The 19,103-nt window shown below is 65.5% G+C and carries 14 protein-coding genes; 4 read left to right on the top strand and 10 right to left on the bottom strand.

The genetic code is table 11. The features are described from left to right. Positions 1-21: 21 nt before the first annotated feature. From truA to leuC, 7 genes are all read right to left on the bottom strand, one after another. Positions 22-894 carry a tRNA pseudouridine(38-40) synthase TruA gene (truA, locus tag F462_RS11550; protein WP_371180518.1) on the bottom strand — a complete coding sequence of 291 codons (873 nt, stop codon included), beginning with the start codon at positions 892-894 and terminating at the stop codon, positions 22-24. Next, on the bottom strand, positions 879-1,574 hold the full coding sequence (locus F462_RS11545) for a hypothetical protein (RefSeq protein ID WP_371180517.1): 696 nt from the start codon (positions 1,572-1,574) through the stop codon (positions 879-881). Before F462_RS11545 ends, truA begins: the two co-directional genes overlap by 16 nt. 161 nt (positions 1,575-1,735) lie before the next feature. Next, on the bottom strand, positions 1,736-4,219 hold the full coding sequence (locus F462_RS11540; protein WP_038054279.1) for a FimV/HubP family polar landmark protein: 2,484 nt from the start codon (positions 4,217-4,219) through the stop codon (positions 1,736-1,738). 89 nt (positions 4,220-4,308) lie between these two features. Continuing rightward, positions 4,309-5,334, bottom strand: a complete 1,026-nt coding sequence (locus F462_RS11535; protein ID WP_038054277.1) for an aspartate-semialdehyde dehydrogenase — start codon at positions 5,332-5,334, stop codon at positions 4,309-4,311. 46 nt (positions 5,335-5,380) lie between these two features. Further along, positions 5,381-6,454, bottom strand: coding sequence for a 3-isopropylmalate dehydrogenase (leuB, locus tag F462_RS11530; protein WP_208854143.1), 1,074 nt, complete (start codon positions 6,452-6,454; stop codon positions 5,381-5,383). 340 nt (positions 6,455-6,794) lie between these two features. Beyond that, entirely contained in the window at positions 6,795-7,439 is a 645-nt protein-coding gene (leuD, locus tag F462_RS11525) for a 3-isopropylmalate dehydratase small subunit (protein WP_038054275.1), read from the bottom strand. A 3-nt stretch (positions 7,440-7,442) separates the two neighbouring features. After that, positions 7,443-8,855 (bottom strand): 3-isopropylmalate dehydratase large subunit, encoded by a 1,413-nt coding sequence (gene leuC, locus F462_RS11520; protein ID WP_038054272.1) that lies wholly within the window; start codon positions 8,853-8,855, stop codon positions 7,443-7,445. A 423-nt stretch (positions 8,856-9,278) separates the two neighbouring features. Here leuC and F462_RS11515 point away from each other — a divergent pair, with 423 nt between their 5' ends. Next, positions 9,279-10,157, top strand: a complete 879-nt coding sequence (locus tag F462_RS11515) for a LysR family transcriptional regulator (RefSeq protein WP_038054270.1) — start codon at positions 9,279-9,281, stop codon at positions 10,155-10,157. Positions 10,158-10,194: 37 nt separating this feature from the next. On the opposite strand, the gene arsJ is transcribed toward F462_RS11515, so the two are convergent. The 3 genes from arsJ to F462_RS11500 all read right to left on the bottom strand — a co-directional run bounded on the left by arsJ (position 10,195) and on the right by F462_RS11500 (position 13,028). After that, a complete protein-coding gene (gene arsJ / locus F462_RS11510; RefSeq protein ID WP_038054268.1) occupies positions 10,195-11,424 on the bottom strand; it encodes an organoarsenical effux MFS transporter ArsJ in 1,230 nt (409 codons plus the stop codon). A gap of 6 nt (positions 11,425-11,430) precedes the next feature. Further along, the gene (locus F462_RS11505) at positions 11,431-12,444 is read right to left on the bottom strand and encodes an ArsJ-associated glyceraldehyde-3-phosphate dehydrogenase (RefSeq protein ID WP_038054266.1); all 1,014 of its coding nucleotides are present in this window, start codon (positions 12,442-12,444) and stop codon (positions 11,431-11,433) included. Positions 12,445-12,539: 95 nt separating this feature from the next. Further along, on the bottom strand, positions 12,540-13,028 hold the full coding sequence (locus F462_RS11500) for a TspO/MBR family protein (RefSeq protein WP_038054263.1): 489 nt from the start codon (positions 13,026-13,028) through the stop codon (positions 12,540-12,542). A gap of 158 nt (positions 13,029-13,186) precedes the next feature. On the opposite strand from F462_RS11500, the gene F462_RS11495 reads away from it, so the two are divergent. The 3 genes from F462_RS11495 to F462_RS11485 are packed head-to-tail and all read left to right on the top strand — an operon-like array spanning position 13,187 to position 19,072. Continuing rightward, positions 13,187-14,419, top strand: a complete 1,233-nt coding sequence (locus F462_RS11495; RefSeq protein ID WP_038054262.1) for an efflux RND transporter periplasmic adaptor subunit — start codon at positions 13,187-13,189, stop codon at positions 14,417-14,419. Next, entirely contained in the window at positions 14,416-17,490 is a 3,075-nt protein-coding gene (locus tag F462_RS11490) for an efflux RND transporter permease subunit (protein WP_038054259.1), read from the top strand. The genes F462_RS11495 and F462_RS11490 overlap by 4 nt, the downstream gene beginning before the upstream one ends. Continuing rightward, on the top strand, positions 17,483-19,072 hold the full coding sequence (locus tag F462_RS11485; protein ID WP_038054258.1) for a TolC family protein: 1,590 nt from the start codon (positions 17,483-17,485) through the stop codon (positions 19,070-19,072). Before F462_RS11490 ends, F462_RS11485 begins: the two co-directional genes overlap by 8 nt. The last annotated feature ends 31 nt before the right edge of the window (positions 19,073-19,103 follow it).

Genomic DNA, 19,103 nt, shown 5'->3' with positions numbered 1-19,103 from the left:
ACCCGCCCGATGTTTCCGCAATCAAACCGCTCCATTCCCCGGTACCCCGTCGAAGACCGGACCCGACGTGATCGGCAATTCGAACTCGCCCGGGTAATCCACATGCACGAAGTACAGCCCACCAGCCGGAGCGGTGATCCCCGACGCGCGACGGTCGCGGGCGGCCAGCACCTTCACCGGCCAGTCCACCTCGGCACGCCCGTCGCCGACGGCCAGCAGCACCCCGGCAATGTTGCGCACCATGTGGTGCAGAAAGGCGTTCGCGTGAATATCCAGCACCACATGGGCACCGCGGCGCACCACTGCAAGGGAATGGACCTGGCGCACAGCGGATTTTGCCTGACAGGCCGCAGCCCGCAGGCTGGTGAAGTCGTGCTCGCCAACAAACACCTGCCCGGCGTCGTGCATACGCGAGGCATCCAGTGGCCGCCGCCACCAGGACACCCGCCCCGCCTCCAGCGCCGGCCGCACCGCTCGGTTCGCAATTACATAGCGGTACCGCCTGCCAAACGCACCAAAGCGTGCATGAAAGTCGTCCGCCACCGGCCGCGCCCAGGTCACCGCAATCCCATCTGGAAGGCGACTGTTCGCGCCCAGCACCCAGGCATGGGTGTCGCGCCGCGATGGCGTATCGAAGTGCACCACCTGTGCAGTGGCATGGACCCCCGCGTCCGTGCGCCCCGCACAGGTCAGTTCCACCGAATGATTGGCCACAAATCCCAGTGCCGCCTCCAAATGCCCTTGCACACTGGGTCCATCCTTCTGGCGTTGCCAGCCCAGCAGGCCGCGGCCGTCATACTCCACTCCAAGGGCCCAGCGCTGGGATACCGCGCCGGCCAGCTCGTGCCCGGCTTGTTCTCGATGCTCAATCAAGCCCGTCACCCCAGCCACCATGCCACCCATGCCGCGATCACCCCCGCCCACAACACGACGACCGGCCAATCCGACCTCAACCATGTTCCCGCAGGAGGCTCCTGTGCATCCGCCGACGGTTGCATTGGCCCGCCCCCCGCGAGGGCCCGATCCAGCTGCACCACCAGCCATTCGTGCACCGCGCGCAACCGATTGCGTCGCGAACCGTCGAGCCCGGCGCGCCGCGCCTCCACCGACGGCCGCTCACTTTCGAACAACGCCAGCGCCAGAAACAATCGCCGGGAAAAGCGCTCGCCCCAGCCGCCCAACATCTGCCTCGGTCCACCCAATAGCCGCCCCAAGCTGCGGACAAGCACGGTACGGGGGAAATGCTCGGTCAACCAGACCACCAGGAACAGCATCAAAACCAACGCCAGGATGCGGCCACCGGCCTCCAGAAGCCCTGCAGCCAGACTTTCCCCCTCGGTCGGCCAAAGGCCATAGAACACCAGCAGCGACAGGTAGAACCACTTCATGCGCAGAATCAGTCGCCCCGCCCGTCGCCACGGCAATCCTTCGGCGGCGGCCAACCCCAGAACCACGGCGGCGATCACGGCCAAAACCGATGGCAAGGCCGTCACCAGAACCGCGGAAGCCCCGAGCACCCCCAGCAAACCCCAAATCCCCAGCCTCACGGCATGCGGGTCAGGCACCGACGCGATCGGCGATGCAACGGTCTCGGTCTCCACCACTGGCAACGATCCATCCAATCGAAAAAGGCCCCGCCCGGAGTTTTACCCTCAGGCGGGGCCTTCATTCTACCCATCCGTTCAATTGCAAAGGCGATCGCCATTGCGCCGCCCAACTCCCGGCTGAGCCGTGATCACGAACCCTTGATCTGGTCCCTGATCGCTTCAGCCTCGCGCTTCTGCTCATCGGTACCGGTGGCCAGGACCTCGTCGATCAGTTCCTGGGCCCCTTCCTGGTCGCCCATGTCGGCGTAGGCCTGGGCCAGACTGAGGCGGGTCACATTCTCGTCCGTGTCAGCGGACTCCGTGACATCGTCGCTTTGACCTTCCGTCGGCTCTTCGGCCGCACCCCCGCCGAAGACGTTCTCGTCCAGATCCAGTCCCGGCTCCTGCTCGGCCGTCTCACCCGACTCCGACTCGGCGTTCATATCCGGAAGTTCGGCGTCGTCGAGATCGAAAGCCAGGTTGTTGAGGTCATCCATAGCCTCGTCACTTTCCGCATCACCCTCCGCGGCACTGGCCAGATCCGACTCCAGGTTTTCGTCAATATCGAAGGAAAGGCCTTCGTCACCTGTCACCGACTTGGTGTCAGCGCTCTCGGTCCCTTCATCGGTTTCCGGCAGCTCCAGGCCGGAGAAATCGATCTCGTTGCTGTCACTGCCTTCCGGAACGCCGCCGGCGTCCGCAGTCTCGCCGAGGTCCTCAGCCGCCGCTCCACCTGCCGCAGCGGCGCCCAACCCCGCGACACCGATGCGCGACTCCAGCTCGGACAGGCGGTCACGCGTATCCGTGTCGTTCGGATCCAGTCGATCACGCAGCGCGGACGCCGCCTGACGAGCCCCCTCATCGTCCTCCTGCGCCAGATACGCCTCGACCCGTTTCAGCTGGTACTCGGTGTTTTCGGGATTACGTTCGATCGCCGCATTCAGCGTTTCGAGGGCCTGATCATTCATGCCGTACGCCAGGCAGACGTCGACCTCGGCCAGCACATCATCCGCTGCCTCACCGTCCTGAGTCGCACTGGCCACGACGACCTCGCCCACTTCCTCCTCCGGATCGGCCGGAGGATGCGCGGACTCTTCCTGTTGAGTGTTGGAACGGTCATCGTCACCGGATGCCGCCGTCGTGGCGATGGCGGCCGCCGTACCTGCCGCTGCAGCGCCCGCGGCTGGCCCACCGGACGTCTCATCGACTTCTCGGGCCTCATACCCGCTAGCCGCATCGCCCGCCGCTTGAACCTTGCTGTTATCCGCCCGCGGCTGCAGGCCGGCGCTGCGGTCGTCCACGATCACCTCGCGGCGTCCACCGCGTGCAAATGCCAGCAGCACCAGCAGCAGCAGGATGACCAGGGCGATGGCCATCATCAGCAACAACGGATCATTCATGATCCGCTCGTGCAGCGGCGCATTACGCTCGGCATCCGCACGATCCAGACGGCTCATCAACTGTTCGCGTTCTGCGCGCAATTGGCTGAGCTGGTCTTCCAACTCCGCCATGTTCTCGCTAGAGATATCCGCCAGGCGCCCGCGCTCTCCGAGCTCCTCACGCAGATCGGAGATCTGGTCACGCATGCCCTCCATCTCGGCACGCTGTGACAGCAAGGCCTCCTGCAGCAACTCTTCCGAACCGCCCTGGGTCACTCCCGCCTCGGCGTCTTCCGGCGTCAGGTCGGCCACGATTTCCAGACGATCTTCCGCCACAGCTTCTTCGGCCGCGACATCATCCTCCGCCGGCGTCGCTTCTTCGGTCGCGGCGGCATCGACTTCCACTTCAGCGACCGCGGCCTCTTCGTCTTCAATGGCTGCAGCCGTCTCGTCCTCGGCAGCTGCCTCATCCTCCGCCGCCACCGCCTCTTGATCGGCAGCAGCCGTGACCTCCTCTTCCGGAGCCTCCTCGGGTGCCTCGCGAGCAGCCTGGGTGGACGCCTGCCAGCTCTGCGTCTGCTCGACCACCTCGGTTCGCGCCTGCGCGGTGCTGCGTGCTTCTAATTCGGCGCGCGAAGGCGTGCGCAACTCTGCGTCGGCACGCAGGGCATTGATGTTATTGCCCATGAATGCCCGCGGGTTGGCGTCCAGGAAAGCCAGCATCACCTGCTCGTCGCTGTAGCCGGAGATACCGCTACGGCGCACGACGGAGTACAGGGTGTCACCGCTGCGCACCTGGATGGTCTCACCTTCACGCGGGGTGCGAGGTGCATCCTCGGACGGTTGGCTCACGGTAGGGGCCGAGACACCACTCGGCATCGTCCCGGGGGGATCGAGCAGCAAGGAGACTTCACGCATCGCGCGGCCACCATCCCAGCGCGCTTCCAGCAGGATACCCACGTAGGGCTCGCGCACCGGGCGTCGCGTCGTCAGGATCACGCGATCACCTTCAAGCTCAATATTCAGGTCGCCAGGGACCCCGCCACGATTCAGCCCGGCGCGGCGATAGGCATCCTCTGAGGCCTGCCGGATTCGCAATGAATCGCCAACGGCATCCACCCCGCGCAAGGGGATCTCCGCCTGCAAGGGCTGGTTCAGGAAGGACTGAAGATTGGTTTCACCGAAGCCCACAGAATTCGAGGACGCCGGGGCCACCAGCAGCAAGAACAAAAACCCAACCAATAGCTTGCGCACGAATTCCCCCTGAAAGTGCCGCGTGGCCCCAGTGCCCCTGGCCACGGATATATCGGGGGAAGGTTCCCCCGACGTTTTCCCGGATTAAATCACAGGTAATCCCGGATCAAAACCTCCGCGATCTGGATCGTGTTCAGTGCGGCACCCTTGCGCACGTTATCCGAGACCACCCAGAGGTTCAGACCGCGCGGGTGCGAGATGTCCTCACGGATACGCCCGACGAACACCGCATCCTTGCCAGAACCCTCCGTGACGGCCGTGGGATAGCCCCCGTCTTCGTGCTTGTCGAACACGGTCACGCCCGGTGCGGAGGCCAGAATTTCGCGTGCCTTATCGGCGGTGATCTTTTCCCTCGTCTCGATATGCAGGGCTTCGGAATGGCCGTAGAACACCGGGATACGCACCGCGGTCGGGTTCACCAGGATGGACTCGTCGCCCATGATCTTGCGGGTCTCCCAGACCATTTTCATCTCTTCCTTGGTGTAACCGTTGTCCTGGAAGACGTCGATGTGCGGGAGCGCATTGAATGCGATCTGCTTGGGATAGACATTGCACTCGACGGGACGACCGTTCAGCAGTGCCGCCGTCTGGTGGGCCAGTTCCTCGATCGCATCCTTGCCGGTGCCGGAGACGGCCTGGTAGGTGGCGACGTTGATGCGCTCGACGCCGACCGCGTCATGCAGCGGCTTCAGCGCCACCAGCATCTGGATGGTGGAGCAGTTGGGGTTCGCGATGATCCCGTGTTTCGTGTAATCGCCCACCGCGTCCGGGTTTACCTCCGGCACCACCAGCGGGATTTCCGGGTCGTAGCGGAACTGCGAGGTGTTGTCGATCACCACACAGCCGGCCGCCGCAGCCTTCGGGGCGTACTCCGCTGAGACAGACGCGCCCGGCGAAAACAGCCCGATCTGTACGGTCGAGAAATCGAAGGTCGCCAGATCTTCCACGTCCAGCTCGCGCCGACCGAAGTTGACCGACTTGCCCACCGACCGTGAACTCGCCAGCGCATGCACCCGCCCCAAAGGCAGGTCGCGCTCGGCCAGAATGGTCAGCAGGGTCTCGCCGACGGCGCCGGTCGCACCCACCACGGCCACGTCAAACTTGCGGTCACTCATTGTCTATTCCCGGTTGAACTTTATTCGTTAAGTAGCTGTATTCTATTTAATCGTCGAGCGCAGAAACCAACGCGTCGCCCATACCCTGAGTACCCACCAGGGTCATGCCCTCGCCGAAGATGTCCGGCGTACGCAGGCCCTGATCCAGCACTCGACCCACGGCCTGCTCGATACGCTCGGCCAGGTCATTCCGGTTCAGACTGTGACGCAGCAGCATCGCCACCGACAGCATCGTCGCCATCGGGTTGGCCTTGCCCTGCCCGGCGATATCCGGTGCCGAACCGTGGATCGGCTCATACAGACCAACCCCCTCACTGTTCAGCGAAGCCGACGGCAACATGCCGATGGAACCCGTTAGCATCGCTGCTGCATCCGACAGGATGTCACCGAACATGTTGCTGGTCACCATGACGTCGAACTGCTTGGGGTCACGCACCAGCTGCATTGCCGCGTTATCCACATACATGTGGGACAGCTCGACCTCGGGGAATTCTTGGCCGACCCGCTCGACCACCTCGCGCCACAGCTCGGAGACCTCGAGCACATTAGCCTTGTCCACCGAGCACAGGCGTTTGCCCCGCTTCATCGCGGCCTCGAAGCCGACCCGCGCGATGCGTTCGATCTCCGATTCGCTGTAAGCGGCGGTATTGAAGCCGTAGCGCTCACCATTGCGCTCCTCGATCCCGCGCGGCTGGCCGAAGTAGATCCCGCCGGTCAGCTCGCGCACGATCAGGATATCCAGCCCGCTGACCACCTCCGGCTTCAGCGTGGAGGCCGAGGCCAGCTGCGGATACAGGATCGCCGGGCGCAGGTTCGCGAACAGGCCCAGATCCGAACGGATGCCCAGCAGCCCGCGCTCGGGGCGCAGGTCACGCTCCAGCGATTCGTACTGCGGGCCACCGACCGCGCCCAGCAGGATCGCGTCGGCGCGCCGCGCCGCCTCGAGGGTGGCCTCCGGGTACGGGTGCCCGGCCGCATCGTGCGCCGCGCCCCCGATCAGCCCCTGCTCGATCTCCAGATCCAGTCCGCCGATCTCGCCTACATGTTCCAGCACGCGCAAGGCCTCGGCCACGATTTCGGGCCCAATCCCGTCCCCAGGCAACACTAGAATTCGACTCACACACCTCTCCTAACTAACTGTTAGTTTTAACTTGTACGTTCGCAATCGCACCGTCATTGCGATAACCCGCAAGGGACCTTGGCAACCTCCCAACAAAACCCCAACGCCACCCGACCCAACGCCGGGGCATCCACAGAGATCGCCACGTCGCTTCGCTCCTCGCGATGACGGCATCTTTACCTCGTCATTGCGAGGCCCCGTAGGGGCGGTGGCAATCTCCGGACGAAACCACCGGATCCCGGTACCGGCGCTCGGCCATTGTTTGGGAGATTGCTTCGTCGCTTCGCTTCTCGCGATGACGCTGCCCGGGTTCAGGCCGCCCGCGCCATCCCTATCGTTTCTATCGTTGCTCCGCCATCCACGGCCAGTCGCGGCGCTGGCGTTCTTCGAAGGCGCGGATGTCATCGCCGTACTTCAGCGTCAGGGCGATGTCATCCAGGCCGTTCAACAGGCGGTGGCGCCGGTCCTCATCCAGCATAAAACGGAACACGGTACCGTCCGGGGCGGTCACGGTCATCTCTTCCAGATTCACCTCGACCTGCGCACCCGGTTTCGCCTCCACCTGATCGAACAGGGTTTGCACCTCGTCCTCCGCCAGCACCACCGGCAGCAGGCCGTTCTTGCAGCTGTTGGAGAAAAAGATATCGGCGAACGACGGTGCAATGACCGCGCGAAAGCCGAAGTCGGTCAATGCCCACACCGCGTGCTCGCGCGAGGAACCGCAGCCAAAATTCTTGCGTGCCAGCAGGATCGTCGCCTGGTCATAAGGCGCCTGATTGAGTACGAAATCGGGGTTCGCACGGCGTTGCGAGCTGTCCATGCCAGGCTCGCCCGGGTCCAGGTAGCGCCAGTCGTCAAAGGCGTTCGGGCCAAAGCCCGTGCGCTTGACCGATTTCAGGTACTGCTTCGGGATGATCGCGTCGGTATCGACATTGGAGCGATCCAGCGGCGCGACGATCCCCTTGTGTACGGTAAAGGCCTGCATCGCTTACGCCTCCTTCAGTGCCGACGGCTCGACAAAGTGCCCGGCCACGGCGGCCGCGGCGGCCAGCGCCGGACTCACCAGGTGGGTACGCCCGCCCTGCCCCTGGCGCCCCTCGAAGTTGCGGTTCGAGGTCGAGGCGCAGCGCTCGCCCGGCTCCAGCCGGTCGGCATTCATCGCCAGGCACATGGAACAGCCCGGCTCGCGCCACTCGAAGCCGGCGTCCAGGAAGATCCGGTCCAGCCCTTCCTGCTCCGCCTGCTGCTTCACCAGCCCGGAGCCCGGCACCACCATCGCCAGCTTGATGTTGTCGGCCTTCCTGCGGCCCTTGACCACCTCGGCGGCCGCGCGCAGGTCCTCGATCCGCGAATTGGTGCAGGAGCCGATGAACACCTTGTCCGGACGAATCTCCGTCATCGGGGTATTCGGCTTCAGGTCCATGTACTCCAGCGCCCGCTGCATGCCCTCGGCGCGCACCGGGTCCTTCTCGGCGGCCGGATCCGGCACGCGCCCATCGACCGGCGCGACCATCTCCGGCGAAGTGCCCCAGCTTACCTGGGGCGCGATCTCGGCGGCATCCATCTCCACCACCGCGTCGAACTCGGCATCCGGATCCGAGACCAGCGTGCGCCAGTATTCGGCGGCCCGCTCGAACATCTCGCCGGTGGGGGCCTGCGGCTTGCCACGCACGTATTCGATGGTCTTCTCGTCCACCGCGACCATGCCCGCGCGGGCCCCGGCCTCGATCGACATGTTGCAGATGCTCATGCGCCCCTCGACCGACAGGCTGCGGATCGCCGAGCCGGCGAACTCGATCGCATAGCCGGTGCCGCCCGCGGTGCCAATGCGGCCGATGATCGCCAGCACCACGTCCTTGGCGGTCACGCCCGGGCGCAGCTCGCCCTCCACGCGGATCTGCATGGCCTTGGTCTTCTTCTGCCACAGGCACTGCGTGGCCAGCACATGCTCGACCTCGGAGGTGCCGATGCCGAAGGCCAGCGCGCCCAGCGCGCCGTGGGTGGAGGTATGCGAGTCGCCGCAGACGACCGTCATGCCCGGCAGGGTGGCCCCCTGCTCGGGGCCGATCACGTGCACGATGCCCTGGCGCACATCCGCCATCGGGAAGAACTTGAGCCCCAGGCTGGTGACGTTGGTCTCCAGCGTCTCCACCTGGGTGCGCGAGACTGGATCCTCGATCCCGCGGTCGCGATTGGCGGTGGGTACATTGTGGTCCGGCACCGCCAGCACGGAATCCCCGCGCCAAGGCTTGCGCCCGGCCAGACGCAGACCCTCGAAGGCCTGCGGGCTGGTCACCTCGTGCACCAGGTGGCGATCGATGTAGAGCAGCGTCGAGCCATCCGGCTCTTCGCGCACCACATGCGCCTCCCACAGCTTGTCGTACAGTGTCTTGCCTGCCATCACCTACTCCCGCGGCCGCGCCGCGTTCTATCGTTCTTGCGCCCCACCGCCGATGATCCACCAGCGCTCGAAAGGCTCGCCCTTGCGCCGCGTCACGGCATGCACCTTCATCGCACGGCGCCGCAACACACACCGTCATTGCGAGGCCCCGCAGGGGCCGTGGCAACCTCCGTCCGGCACCACCGGTCCCGATACTGGATCTCTGCCAGCTGGAGGAGGTTGCCGCGTCGCCTTCGGCTCCTCGCAATGACGGCGCCATTAGCCACGCCGCGCAGTGACGCGGTTTCAGGGCACCTATCTGCGTAGAGTCTGCGGCCGCCCTGCTATTCTTTCAAATCCGATTTATTATCTTTACCATTCCATTCCGTTATGGAAGGACCAGCGGTTGGCGCTGAGCCGGTCATTATCCCACGGAGGCGAGCGATGCGTCCCGAACAGCTCAGTGTGGAGTCCTTGCAGGCCTTTGTTGCGGTCGTGGATACCGGCGCCTTCTCCGCAGCGGCCGAACGCCTGTACCTGACCCAGCCGGCCATCAGCAAGCGGATCCAGTCGCTGGAGGCCACGCTGGAACGCCCGCTGTTCGAACGTCAGGGTCGGCGCGTGCGCCCGACCGAAGTCGCCGAACGTCTGCTACCCGAGGCGCGCGAGATATTGGCGCGCCTGCGCGCCATTGAGCAGCAGATCGCGGACCTGGACACGGTGGTACATGGCCGCATCCGCCTCGCGACCTCGCACCACATCGCGCTGCACCGCCTGCCCGGCCCGCTGGCCGCAATGCGCGCCCGCTACCCGGATCTGGAGCTGTCCCTGGCCTTCATGGACTCGGAGACCGGCGTCGAAGCGATCCTGCGCGGCGATGCCGACCTGGCCCTGGCCACCCTGCCCGACGACCTGCCCGGCGACGTCGAGGCCGAAACGGTCTGGACTGACGAGCTCGTGCCGATGATCGCCCGAGGCCGCAACAGCGAAACCCCGCTGGACACCCTGGAGCGTCTGAAGCAGTGGCCCGCCATCCTGCCACCCGTCGACTCCACCACCCGGCGCCATATCGAACAGAGCCTGAGCGCCCAGGGCCAGCCCCCGCGCGCCGCCCAGGAGAGCCCCTACCTGGAAGTGATCCACATGATGATTGGCGCCGGCCTCGGCATCGGGTTCTTGCCGCGTTCCATGGCCACCGATGACCTGATCGTGCTCGACTGGCCGGGTTCGGCCATCACCCGTTCTCTGGGTTGGGTACGACACGCCCAACGCTATCGATCGCGCACCGTCGATGCAGTCATCGAGGCGCTGCAAAGTCGATAGCCGTCAGCCGAGTGGTCGCGCGGCGCGGACGCCGCGCTCAGGCAGGTGACACCTCACGGGGGAGCAGCGAGGAGATCATCCAGGTGGCGAAGATGAACAGGGTGGAGGCGATCAGGGCGCCTTCCAGGCCCCAGACCATGAAGATCGCGCCGGAGGCGACGGTACCCACCAGGCGGCCGCCGGCGTTGGCCATGTAGTAGAAGCCGACCTTCATCGCGACGCGATCGGCATCGGCGTAGTCGAGGATCAGGAAGGAGTGCACCGCCGAGTTGATCGCGAAGACCACGCCAAACACGCCCAGGCCGACCATCAGGACCCAGGCCGGTTCCAGGCCCACCTCCAGACCGATCACGATGCCCAGGGGCAGCAGCATCAGAATGAAGGCCCACAGCCGCGCGGTCAGGCCGGTGGGGTGCAGCCCGCCCTTGCCCAGCAGGCGCGGCACCGAGGCCTGCACGATGCCGTAGCCAATGACCCATAGCGCGAGGAACGCGCCCACCTGCATGTGGTTCCAGTCCAGCGTGGCACTGAGAAACACGGGCAGCGCGACCACGAACCAGACGTCGCGGGCCCCGAACAGGAAAAAGCGCGCGGCGGAGAGCACGTTGATCGCAGTCGAGTTGGAGAACATCTGGGTAAACTTCGGCTTGCCACCGACCTTCCCCAGCCCACGCGGCAGCCCGACGATGGAGAACAGCATCACCACCGCGAGCGTCCCGGCCAGGATCACCAGCGCCATCTGGAACCCGACGGTGTACAGCAACGCTCCACCGGCAAAGAAACCCACGCCCTTCAGTGCATTTTTGGAGCCGGTGAGCACCGCCACCAGGCGGAATAGCCGGCCCTCGCCATCCCCGGCGACCAGCTTCACCCCGGACTTCGCGCTCATCTTGTTCAGATCCTTGGCGATCCCGGACAGGGCCTGGGCGAACATCACGTAGGCCACCCCGAGCCAGGCCTCCGGCACGGTGAGCATCAGTAGGGCCGCGACCTGCAACAGCGTCCCGCCGATCATCGTGGTGTTCACGCCCAGCCGTGCGGCCAGCCAGCCACCGGTCAGGTTGGTAATCACCCCGAACAGCTCGTAGAACAGAAACAGGAAGGCGATCTCCAGCGGGCTGTAGCCCAGCTGGTGGAAGAACAGCACGACCAGCATGCGGATCGCGCCATCGGTAATGGTGAACGCCCAGTAGTTCGCGATGATCCGGGCATAGGCGCCCAGCCCCAGGGTCGGGGGACCATTCGGATTGGCCACACCCTCCGCCATTGCGGTCTAGACGCCCAGCGCCGCCACGCGGGCCACCAGTTCCACCAGGCGGTTCGCGTAGCCCCACTCGTTGTCGTACCAGGCCAGCACCTTCACCTGCGTGGCGTCCACCACCATGGTCGATTGTGCGTCCACGATGGAGGAGCGCGGGTCGGTGCGGAAATCGCTGGAAACCAGCGGTCGCTCTTCATAGCCGAGGATGCCCTGCAACGAACCCTGCGCCGCCTCACGCAGCAGGTTGTTCACCTCTTCCGACGACGTCTCGCGGCCGGCCTCAAAGGTGAAATCGGTCAGTGATGCATTCATCAGCGGCACACGCACCGCATGGCCATTCAGCCGCCCGTTCAGATCGGGAAAGATGTCACCGATCGCCTTAGCCGAACCCGTGGTGGTCGGGATCAGGTTCAGCCCGGCGGCACGCGCCCGGCGCAGGTTATCGCGCGGCAGGTCCACCGCGGACTGGGTGGCCGTCATATCGTGCACGGTCAGGATGGTGCCGTGGCGAATACCCAGGGCCGGACGCAGCACCTGCACCAGCGGCGCCAGACAGTTGGTATTGCAGGAGGCGGCGGTCACGACACGATACTGCACCGGATTATAGAGGCCATCGTTAACCCCCATCACCACGTTCAGCGCCCGATCGTCCTTCACCGGCGCCGCGACCACCACGCGCTTCGCACCCTGCCCGAAATGCGGCTCCAGCGTGTCCATGGTCCGAAAGGCCCCGGTCGCGTCGATCACGATGTCGACATCCGACTCATTCCACGGCACCTGGCCCGGTTCGGTGAAACTCGTGTGCCGCAGCTCGCGCCCCTCGATACGAATTCGCTCGGCCTCGGCTACCGGTTCCTGACCCCAGCGCCCGTGCACCGAGTCGAACTCCAGCAAATGTCCGGTGACGGTACCATCCGCCGCGACCTCGTTCAGGTGCACGATCTCCAGATCGTCCCGACCCCAGGCCGCCCTTAAGGCCAGCCGGCCGATCCGCCCCATCCCATTAATGCCGACACGCACCGCCATGGAGCCCCTCCCACCAAAAATCCCGTCAGAATACCCCGCCCACATGACCAACGCATGACGCCCGACCACCAAGACCCGGTTTCAGCGGCAACCGATCAGTTGAGCCAGACGATGCCGGCGTTGAGGTAGATGGCGAAGGCAACCCACAGGAGGTAGGGGACTAGGAGCACGCCCGCGATGCGGTCGATGCGCCAGAAGGCGACCAGGGTGGCCAGAATCAGGGGCCACAGGATCAGAATCTCGATGAGCGCCAGATCCGGGCGCTGGAGGCCGAAGAACAGCACGGACCAGCCCAGGTTCAGCGCGAGCTGCGTCAGGAACAGGCCCAGCGCCACCGGTGCCCCGGTCAGGCCTGCGCGCCGCCAGACGTGCCAGGCGGCCAGCCCCATCAGTCCAAACAGCACACTCCAGACCGGGCCGAACACCGCGTCGGGCGGGTTCAATGGGGGCCGCACGAGGGTGGGATACCAATCTCCCACCGATAGGCTAGTGGCCAAACCGCCCAGCCCGGCCACAATGAACACTAATGCCAACCAGGCCAGGAGGCCCAACAGGTCCAGTCCAAACGAACGCCGGGGGCGCATGGGACGGTCCGGGTCAGGTCGGGTCACGGAATTCTCCAAGGTGGTCACGGTCGGAAGGTTCGTATCGCTGAACGGACGCCGCGGCGCGAACGGAGTTCATACGCGATTCAGTCAGCCACGCCAGACTGCCATATGACCCTGAACACGAGCGAGCTGCAATGCCCCGCCCCGCTACCCTGATTACTGCGATTCTGTTCCTGCTGGCCGCCGGCATTCTGGCCTGGATGACCCTGGGTCCGGAGGACGATTCAGCGGCTTCCGGACGCCCCGGCGGAGGCGAGACCCGGCCGGTTGCGGTTGCAACGGCCGAAGTTGAATCACGAGACCTGGTCGAGCGCCGACGCTTTACCGGGAGCATCGAGGGCGCCGACCGAATCGAGATCGCACCCCGCATCGGTGGCCGGGTCACCGAGCTGTTCGTAAACCTCGGCGACCGCGTGGAACCGGGTGACCCGCTCTTGCAGCTGGATACCGAGGAATTCGAGCAGGACGTCGCCCAGGCGGCGGCGGAGCTGGAGGTCGCACAGGCCAGCCTGGACGAGGCCGTTGCCAGTCGCGACGCCGCTCAGCGCGAGTTGGAACGTACCCGCGAGCTGCGTGGCCAGGGCATTGCCTCACGCTCCGAGCTCGATTCCGCCGAGACTGAACTGACGCTGGCCCGGACACGCGTTGCCCTGGCCGAGTCGCAAATCCGGCAGCGCGAGTCGGCCCTGCGTACCCGCGAGATCCAGCTTGGGTACGCCCGAATCGATGCCGACGCGGTGGGCAGCCAGCCGCGCTGGGTGGCGGAACGCCATGTGGTCCGTGGCGCGCTGATCAGTGCCAACGAACCCGCCCTGGCCCTGGTCACACTGCAACCGGTACGTGCCATCCTAGCGGTGACCGAGGCCGACTATGCCCGTCTATCCCGCGGCCAGGTAGCCATCGTGCGCACCTCGGCCTATCCCGATCGCGAGTTCGAGGGCTCCATCACCCGCGTAGCCCCCGAGTTCCGACCGGGCTCCCGGCAGGCCCGGGTTGAAGTCGAAATCCCGAACGACGATGAAGCCCTGCGTCCCGGCATGTTCGTGGAGACGGCCATCCGCCTGGGGCAACGCACCGACACCCAGGCAGTACCCCGCGATGCGATCATCCAGCGCGAGGCCGGCCCGACCCTTTTCAGCGTAGACCGCTCGGGCGAACGCCCCGTGGCCCGTCGCCACACGGCGGCGACCGGCATCCGCGATGGCAACTGGATTGAGCTGCTGCAACCCGAGCTACCCGAAGGTACCGAGGTCATCGTCCTGGGGCAGCATCTGCTCGCCGACGGTACGCCACTGCGCATCACCGACCCACAGGCGGTGCCTGGAGGCGACTTCGCGCCGGCCGGATCGGAGACCGACGCCCCGTGAACCCGGCCACGTTCACCGTCCGCCGGCCCGTGCTGACCAGCATGGTGGCCCTGATCGTGGTCATCCTCGGGCTGACCGCCCTGACCCGGCTACCCGTCGACCTGCTACCGGATATCACCTACCCGGTCGTCACGGTCATGACCTCCTATCCCAATGCCGGTGCCGAGGAGGTCGAACAGCTGGTCACCCGACCGGTGGAACAGGCGGCGGCCGCGATCACCGGCGCTCAGGAGATCCGTTCGACCTCCGCGGAGGGCAATAGCAACGTCCGCATCAACTTTGCGTGGGGTACCGATATTCGCCAGGCCGTGGACGACCTGCGCGATCGCCTGGCCCGCATTGAGGACCGATTACCCGACGAGGCCGATCGCCCACTGGTGCGCCAGTTCGACACTCAGGACTCCCCGATCATGCGCCTGGGGATCGGCTCACAGCTCGACGCCATCCACCTTCGCACCCTGATCGATAACCGCATCGCGCCGCGCCTGGAGCGCATCCCCGGCGTGGCGGCCGTGGATACTTTTGGCGGGCTGGAACGCGAGGTCCGCATCGAGGTCGATCCCGATCGCATACAGGCGATCGATCTGGGCCTGGACGACCTGCGTAACCGAATTCGGGATGCCAATGTCATTACCCCCGGCGGCCCCATCATGGATGGGCGGCGCGAGTACCGTCTGCGCACCCCCGCCGAGTTCCGCTCCGTCGAAGAGATTGCCGACACGGTGATTCAGCGCAGCGAGGATGGCGTCACTCACTTGCACCAGGTCGCCAGCATCCAGGACACCCATCAACGGGTGACCCGGCGTTTCCGTGTCAACCAGGAGGAAGGGGTCCAGCTGGCCGTGCGCAAGCTGGCGGACGCCAACACGGTGGAGGTCTCCGAGGCCGTTCACGCCGAGTTGGTCCGCCTGAACCGCGACTTCCCGCAGATCAGCATCCGTGCGGTCACCGACGAAGCGAATTTCATCCGCAGCTCCATCACCAACGTCGGCCAGTCGATCCTGTACGGCAGCGCACTCGCCGTGCTGGTGCTGCTCATATTCCTGCGCAACATCCGTTACACGCTGGTGGCCGCGACCGCGATCCCGCTCGCCGTCATTTCCACCTTCGGGCTCGTCTACTTTGGCGGGCATTCCCTCAATCTCATGACTATGGGCGGCATCGCGCTCGGAGTCGGGCTGATGGTCGACAACGCCATCGTGGTGATCGAAAGCATTGCCCGAAGGCGGGAGGAACATTCCGAGCAAACGGCCATGGAGGCCGCGGTCACGGGTACTGGCCGCGTGGCCCCCGCCATCATCGCCAGCACGCTGACCACAGTGGCCATCTTCCTGCCGTTGTTCTTCGCCGAAGAGCTGGCCGGGCAATTGTTCAAGCCGCTGGCGGCAGTCGTGGCCTTTGCGCTCGCAGCCTCGTTGATCGTGGCCCTGACGGTCGTGCCGATGCTGATGGCCCGCGCCCCGATGCCCAAGCACGACACCAGTGCCCTTGTCCGAATGGAACACCGCTACCAGGGCCTGCTGCAACGCACACTTTCGTACCCGTGGTTGATCATCGGCTTGAGCGCGCTCCTGCTGATGGTGGCCCTGGCCGGGCTGCGCGGCGTGGGGACCGAGTTCCTGCCCGCCACCGACGAGGGCGAGTTGCGGGTCAACGTGTCCATGGAACCTGGCACGCCCCTGCCCGAGCTCTACGCCACCATGTCGAACCTGGAGGAAGTGATCCGCCAGGAGGTGCCGGAACTGCAGAACCTGGTGAGCAGCTCCGGGGCCTCGGCCTTCCGCGCCTCCTCGCCCGCCTCCGGCAACATGCGGGTGATGGTGGGCTCGCGCGACAGTCGCAGCCGCTCCTCCGAGGAGATTGCCTCCCAGCTGCGCGAGGCCCTGGGTGACCCCCCCGGCACCGAGATCCGCGTACGCGCCTCCAGTGGTATCTTCTTCCGCGGCTTTGGACGCGGTGGCGACGAAGAACGTCTGGCGGTCGAGGTACGCGGCTTCGAACTGCCGACCATGAACGCGGTCCTCGAGCAGTTCGACGAGGCCCTGGCCGACATCCCCGGCATTACCGATACCCGGATCGGCGCCGATGGGGGGCAGCCGGAGTTCGCAACCCGCATCCATCGGGATCGGGCGGCGGATTTGGGGGTGGACGTACGCACCATCGCCCAGACGCTGGAAACCGCACTGGGTGGCTCCAGTGCCGGACAACTGCGCGCTGGCGGCGATGAAACCCGGATCTGGGTGCAGCTACGGGATGCCGACCAAAGTTCGCTGGATGACCTGCTCAACCTCACCGTACGCAGCGAAGGCGGCGAGCGCGTGGCCCTGCGCAGTTTGGTGTCGTTCGACACCGAGATCGGCCCAGACAGCATCGAACGTCGTGAGCAGGCCCGCGTCCGGACGTTGTTCATCAACCTTGGGGACCGGTCCATGGGTGAGGTCGCGGCGGACGTACGCGAAGCCCTTGGCAACATCGCGCTACCCGAAGAGATCGACTACTCCATCACCGGCGATATCGAGGAACAGGAAGCGGCATTCTCGGAACTGTTGCTGGGCACCCTGCTGGCCACCCTGCTGGTGTACATGGTCATGGCCAGCCTGTACGAATCGCTGCGCGATCCGCTGATCGTGATGTTCTCGATTCCACTGGCCATTATCGGGGTCACCGGCGCGCTACTGGTCACCAACACCACCCTGAATGTGCAATCCCTGATCGGGATTCTGCTGCTTGTCGGGATTGTAGTGAACAACGCCATTTTGCTGGTCGACCGGATGGCGCGACGCCACCGCGACGATGGCATGGAACTGCGCGCAGCCATCGTCGCCGCCGCGGGCGAGCGTCTGCGGCCGATCCTGATGACCACGCTCACCACCATGCTCGCGCTCTCACCACTGGCGATCGGCATGGGTGACGGCGGCGAGGCGCAAGCCCCGATGGCACGGGTCGTGATCGGTGGGCTGCTTTCGTCTACCCTGATTACCCTCGTATTGATCCCGACGCTGTATCTACTGTTCCACCGTCGAGGCGAACACCCGCAACCGGTCTACCGAGTCGCCACCGAACATGCGTAAACCTCTGCTCACCTTCCTCGTCGCGCTTGCCCTGCCCGTCGCCGCGCAGCCAACCAGCGCCGATGACACCGGGGCCTACAGCGATCGAGACGGCCTGCGCCTGTCCCTGTCGGCCGATGAGCTCCTGGATAATCGCCCGTTCGAGCGCGAGACCGTGGGCGAAGAGACATTGTCACTGGAGGAAGCGGTGGCACGGGCGCTGGAGAACAACCGGGGACTGCGCGCCGAACGCCTGCAAACCGCAATCCAGGGCACATTCGAGGCGCAGGAACGCGCGGTCTTCGACCCGGAACTGTTCGCCGAGATCGAACTCAGCCGCGACGAGAGCGTGCGACAACTGGAAGAAGTAGGCGAAACCGACGCCGTCGTCACCACCCGCCGCTTTGGCGAGGCCGGGCTCACCCAGTCGCTACCCACCGGTACCGACCTGACGGTCTCGGTGCGCAGTTCGCGCAGCTCCAGTTCGCGCGTCGAGGCGCCCCAATTCACCACCCGCGCCGGCGTGAGTCTCACCCAGGCCCTGCTAAGGGGCGGGCGCATCGAATCCAATCTGGTGAGCCTGCGCCAGGCCACGCTCGACGTCGAGGCCTCCGAGTACGAGGTGCGCGCCTTCGTCGAGCAGTTGATTACCGATGTCGAGGGTCGCTACTGGGACCTTGTGCTGGCCGAGGAGCAACAGGCCATCTTCGAGGAGGCACTGGCCGTCGCCCGCCAGCAACTCGACGAAACCGAGCGCCGCATCAGCGCCGGTGACCGCCCCGAGACCGAGGCCGTCTCGGCCCGGGCCGAGGTGGCCTTGCGCCGCCAAGGATTGATCGATGCCCGTGCCGAACGCGCCCGCGCCCAGGATCGCCTGGCGCGGCTGCTGCAGGGCGAAGGCGGCCTGTGGGATACGCGCCTGGAACCCAGCTCGGAACCGGGCCTGGAGCGCTATACCCTGGAGCCCATGGATACCTATGTCGCCCTGGCCCGCGACCACCGCGCCGACCTCAACGAGACCCGGCTTCGGGTGCAACGCAACCAACTTGAGGTCGTACGCACCCGCAATGGTCTGCTTCCGCGTCTGGACTTCTTCGTGACGCTAGGTCAGTCGGGCTATGCCGACAGCTTCAGCCGTACCTGGCGCGACCGCCAGGGCGACGGTTACGACCTGGCCGCCGGCCTGCGCTTCGAGATGCCCATCGGTAATCGCGCGGCCGAGGCTGAACACACGCGTGCCCGACTGACCCGCCAGCAGATCCAGGAGACCCTGGCGAACCTGGAACAGCTTGCCATCGAGGATGTACGCGGTCGCTGGTTCGATGCCGCCCGCGTGCGCGAGCAAATCCAGGCCCAGGAGGAGACCGTGGAGCTACAGGAAGAGTTGCTACGGGTGGAACAGACACGTTTCCGGGTCGGTGCGGGCACCGCCCTGGCGGTGGCCCAGGCCCAGCGTGATCTGCTGGAGAGCCGCCTCAATCTGACCGAAACCGTAGTACGCTTTCGCCAGCTAACCACCGAGCTTCTGAACGCCAGCGGTACATTGCTCCTGCATCGCGGGATCGACGCCCCCGGAGCCGATCGCGTAGACATCCGGCTGTAGCGAAAGCCGATACCAATAGGGTATCTCGTGT

The sequence above is a fragment of the Thioalkalivibrio sp. ALJ1 genome (assembly GCF_000745395.1).
Classification (GTDB): Bacteria; Pseudomonadota; Gammaproteobacteria; order Ectothiorhodospirales; family Ectothiorhodospiraceae; genus Thioalkalivibrio.
The sequence above is the reverse complement of the archived record's forward strand: the minus strand, read 5'-3'. Positions and strand labels throughout refer to the sequence as shown.

Bases quoted from the DNA above. Each gene is read 5' to 3' on its own strand.
- truA (WP_371180518.1), bottom strand. From the start codon at position 894: ATGGTGGCTGGGGTGACGGGCTTGATTGAGCATCGAGAACAAGCCGGG.
- F462_RS11535 (WP_038054277.1), bottom strand. From the start codon at position 5,334: ATGAGTGACCGCAAGTTTGACGTGGCCGTGGTGGGTGCGACCGGCGCC.
- leuD (WP_038054275.1), bottom strand. From the start codon at position 7,439: ATGCAGGCCTTTACCGTACACAAGGGGATCGTCGCGCCGCTGGATCGC.
- leuC (WP_038054272.1), bottom strand. From the start codon at position 8,855: ATGGCAGGCAAGACACTGTACGACAAGCTGTGGGAGGCGCATGTGGTG.
- F462_RS11515 (WP_038054270.1), top strand. From the start codon at position 9,279: ATGCGTCCCGAACAGCTCAGTGTGGAGTCCTTGCAGGCCTTTGTTGCG.
- arsJ (WP_038054268.1), bottom strand. From the start codon at position 11,424: ATGGCGGAGGGTGTGGCCAATCCGAATGGTCCCCCGACCCTGGGGCTG.
- F462_RS11505 (WP_038054266.1), bottom strand. From the start codon at position 12,444: ATGGCGGTGCGTGTCGGCATTAATGGGATGGGGCGGATCGGCCGGCTG.
- F462_RS11500 (WP_038054263.1), bottom strand. From the start codon at position 13,028: ATGCGCCCCCGGCGTTCGTTTGGACTGGACCTGTTGGGCCTCCTGGCC.
- F462_RS11495 (WP_038054262.1), top strand. From the start codon at position 13,187: ATGCCCCGCCCCGCTACCCTGATTACTGCGATTCTGTTCCTGCTGGCC.
- F462_RS11485 (WP_038054258.1), top strand. From the start codon at position 17,483: ATGCGTAAACCTCTGCTCACCTTCCTCGTCGCGCTTGCCCTGCCCGTC.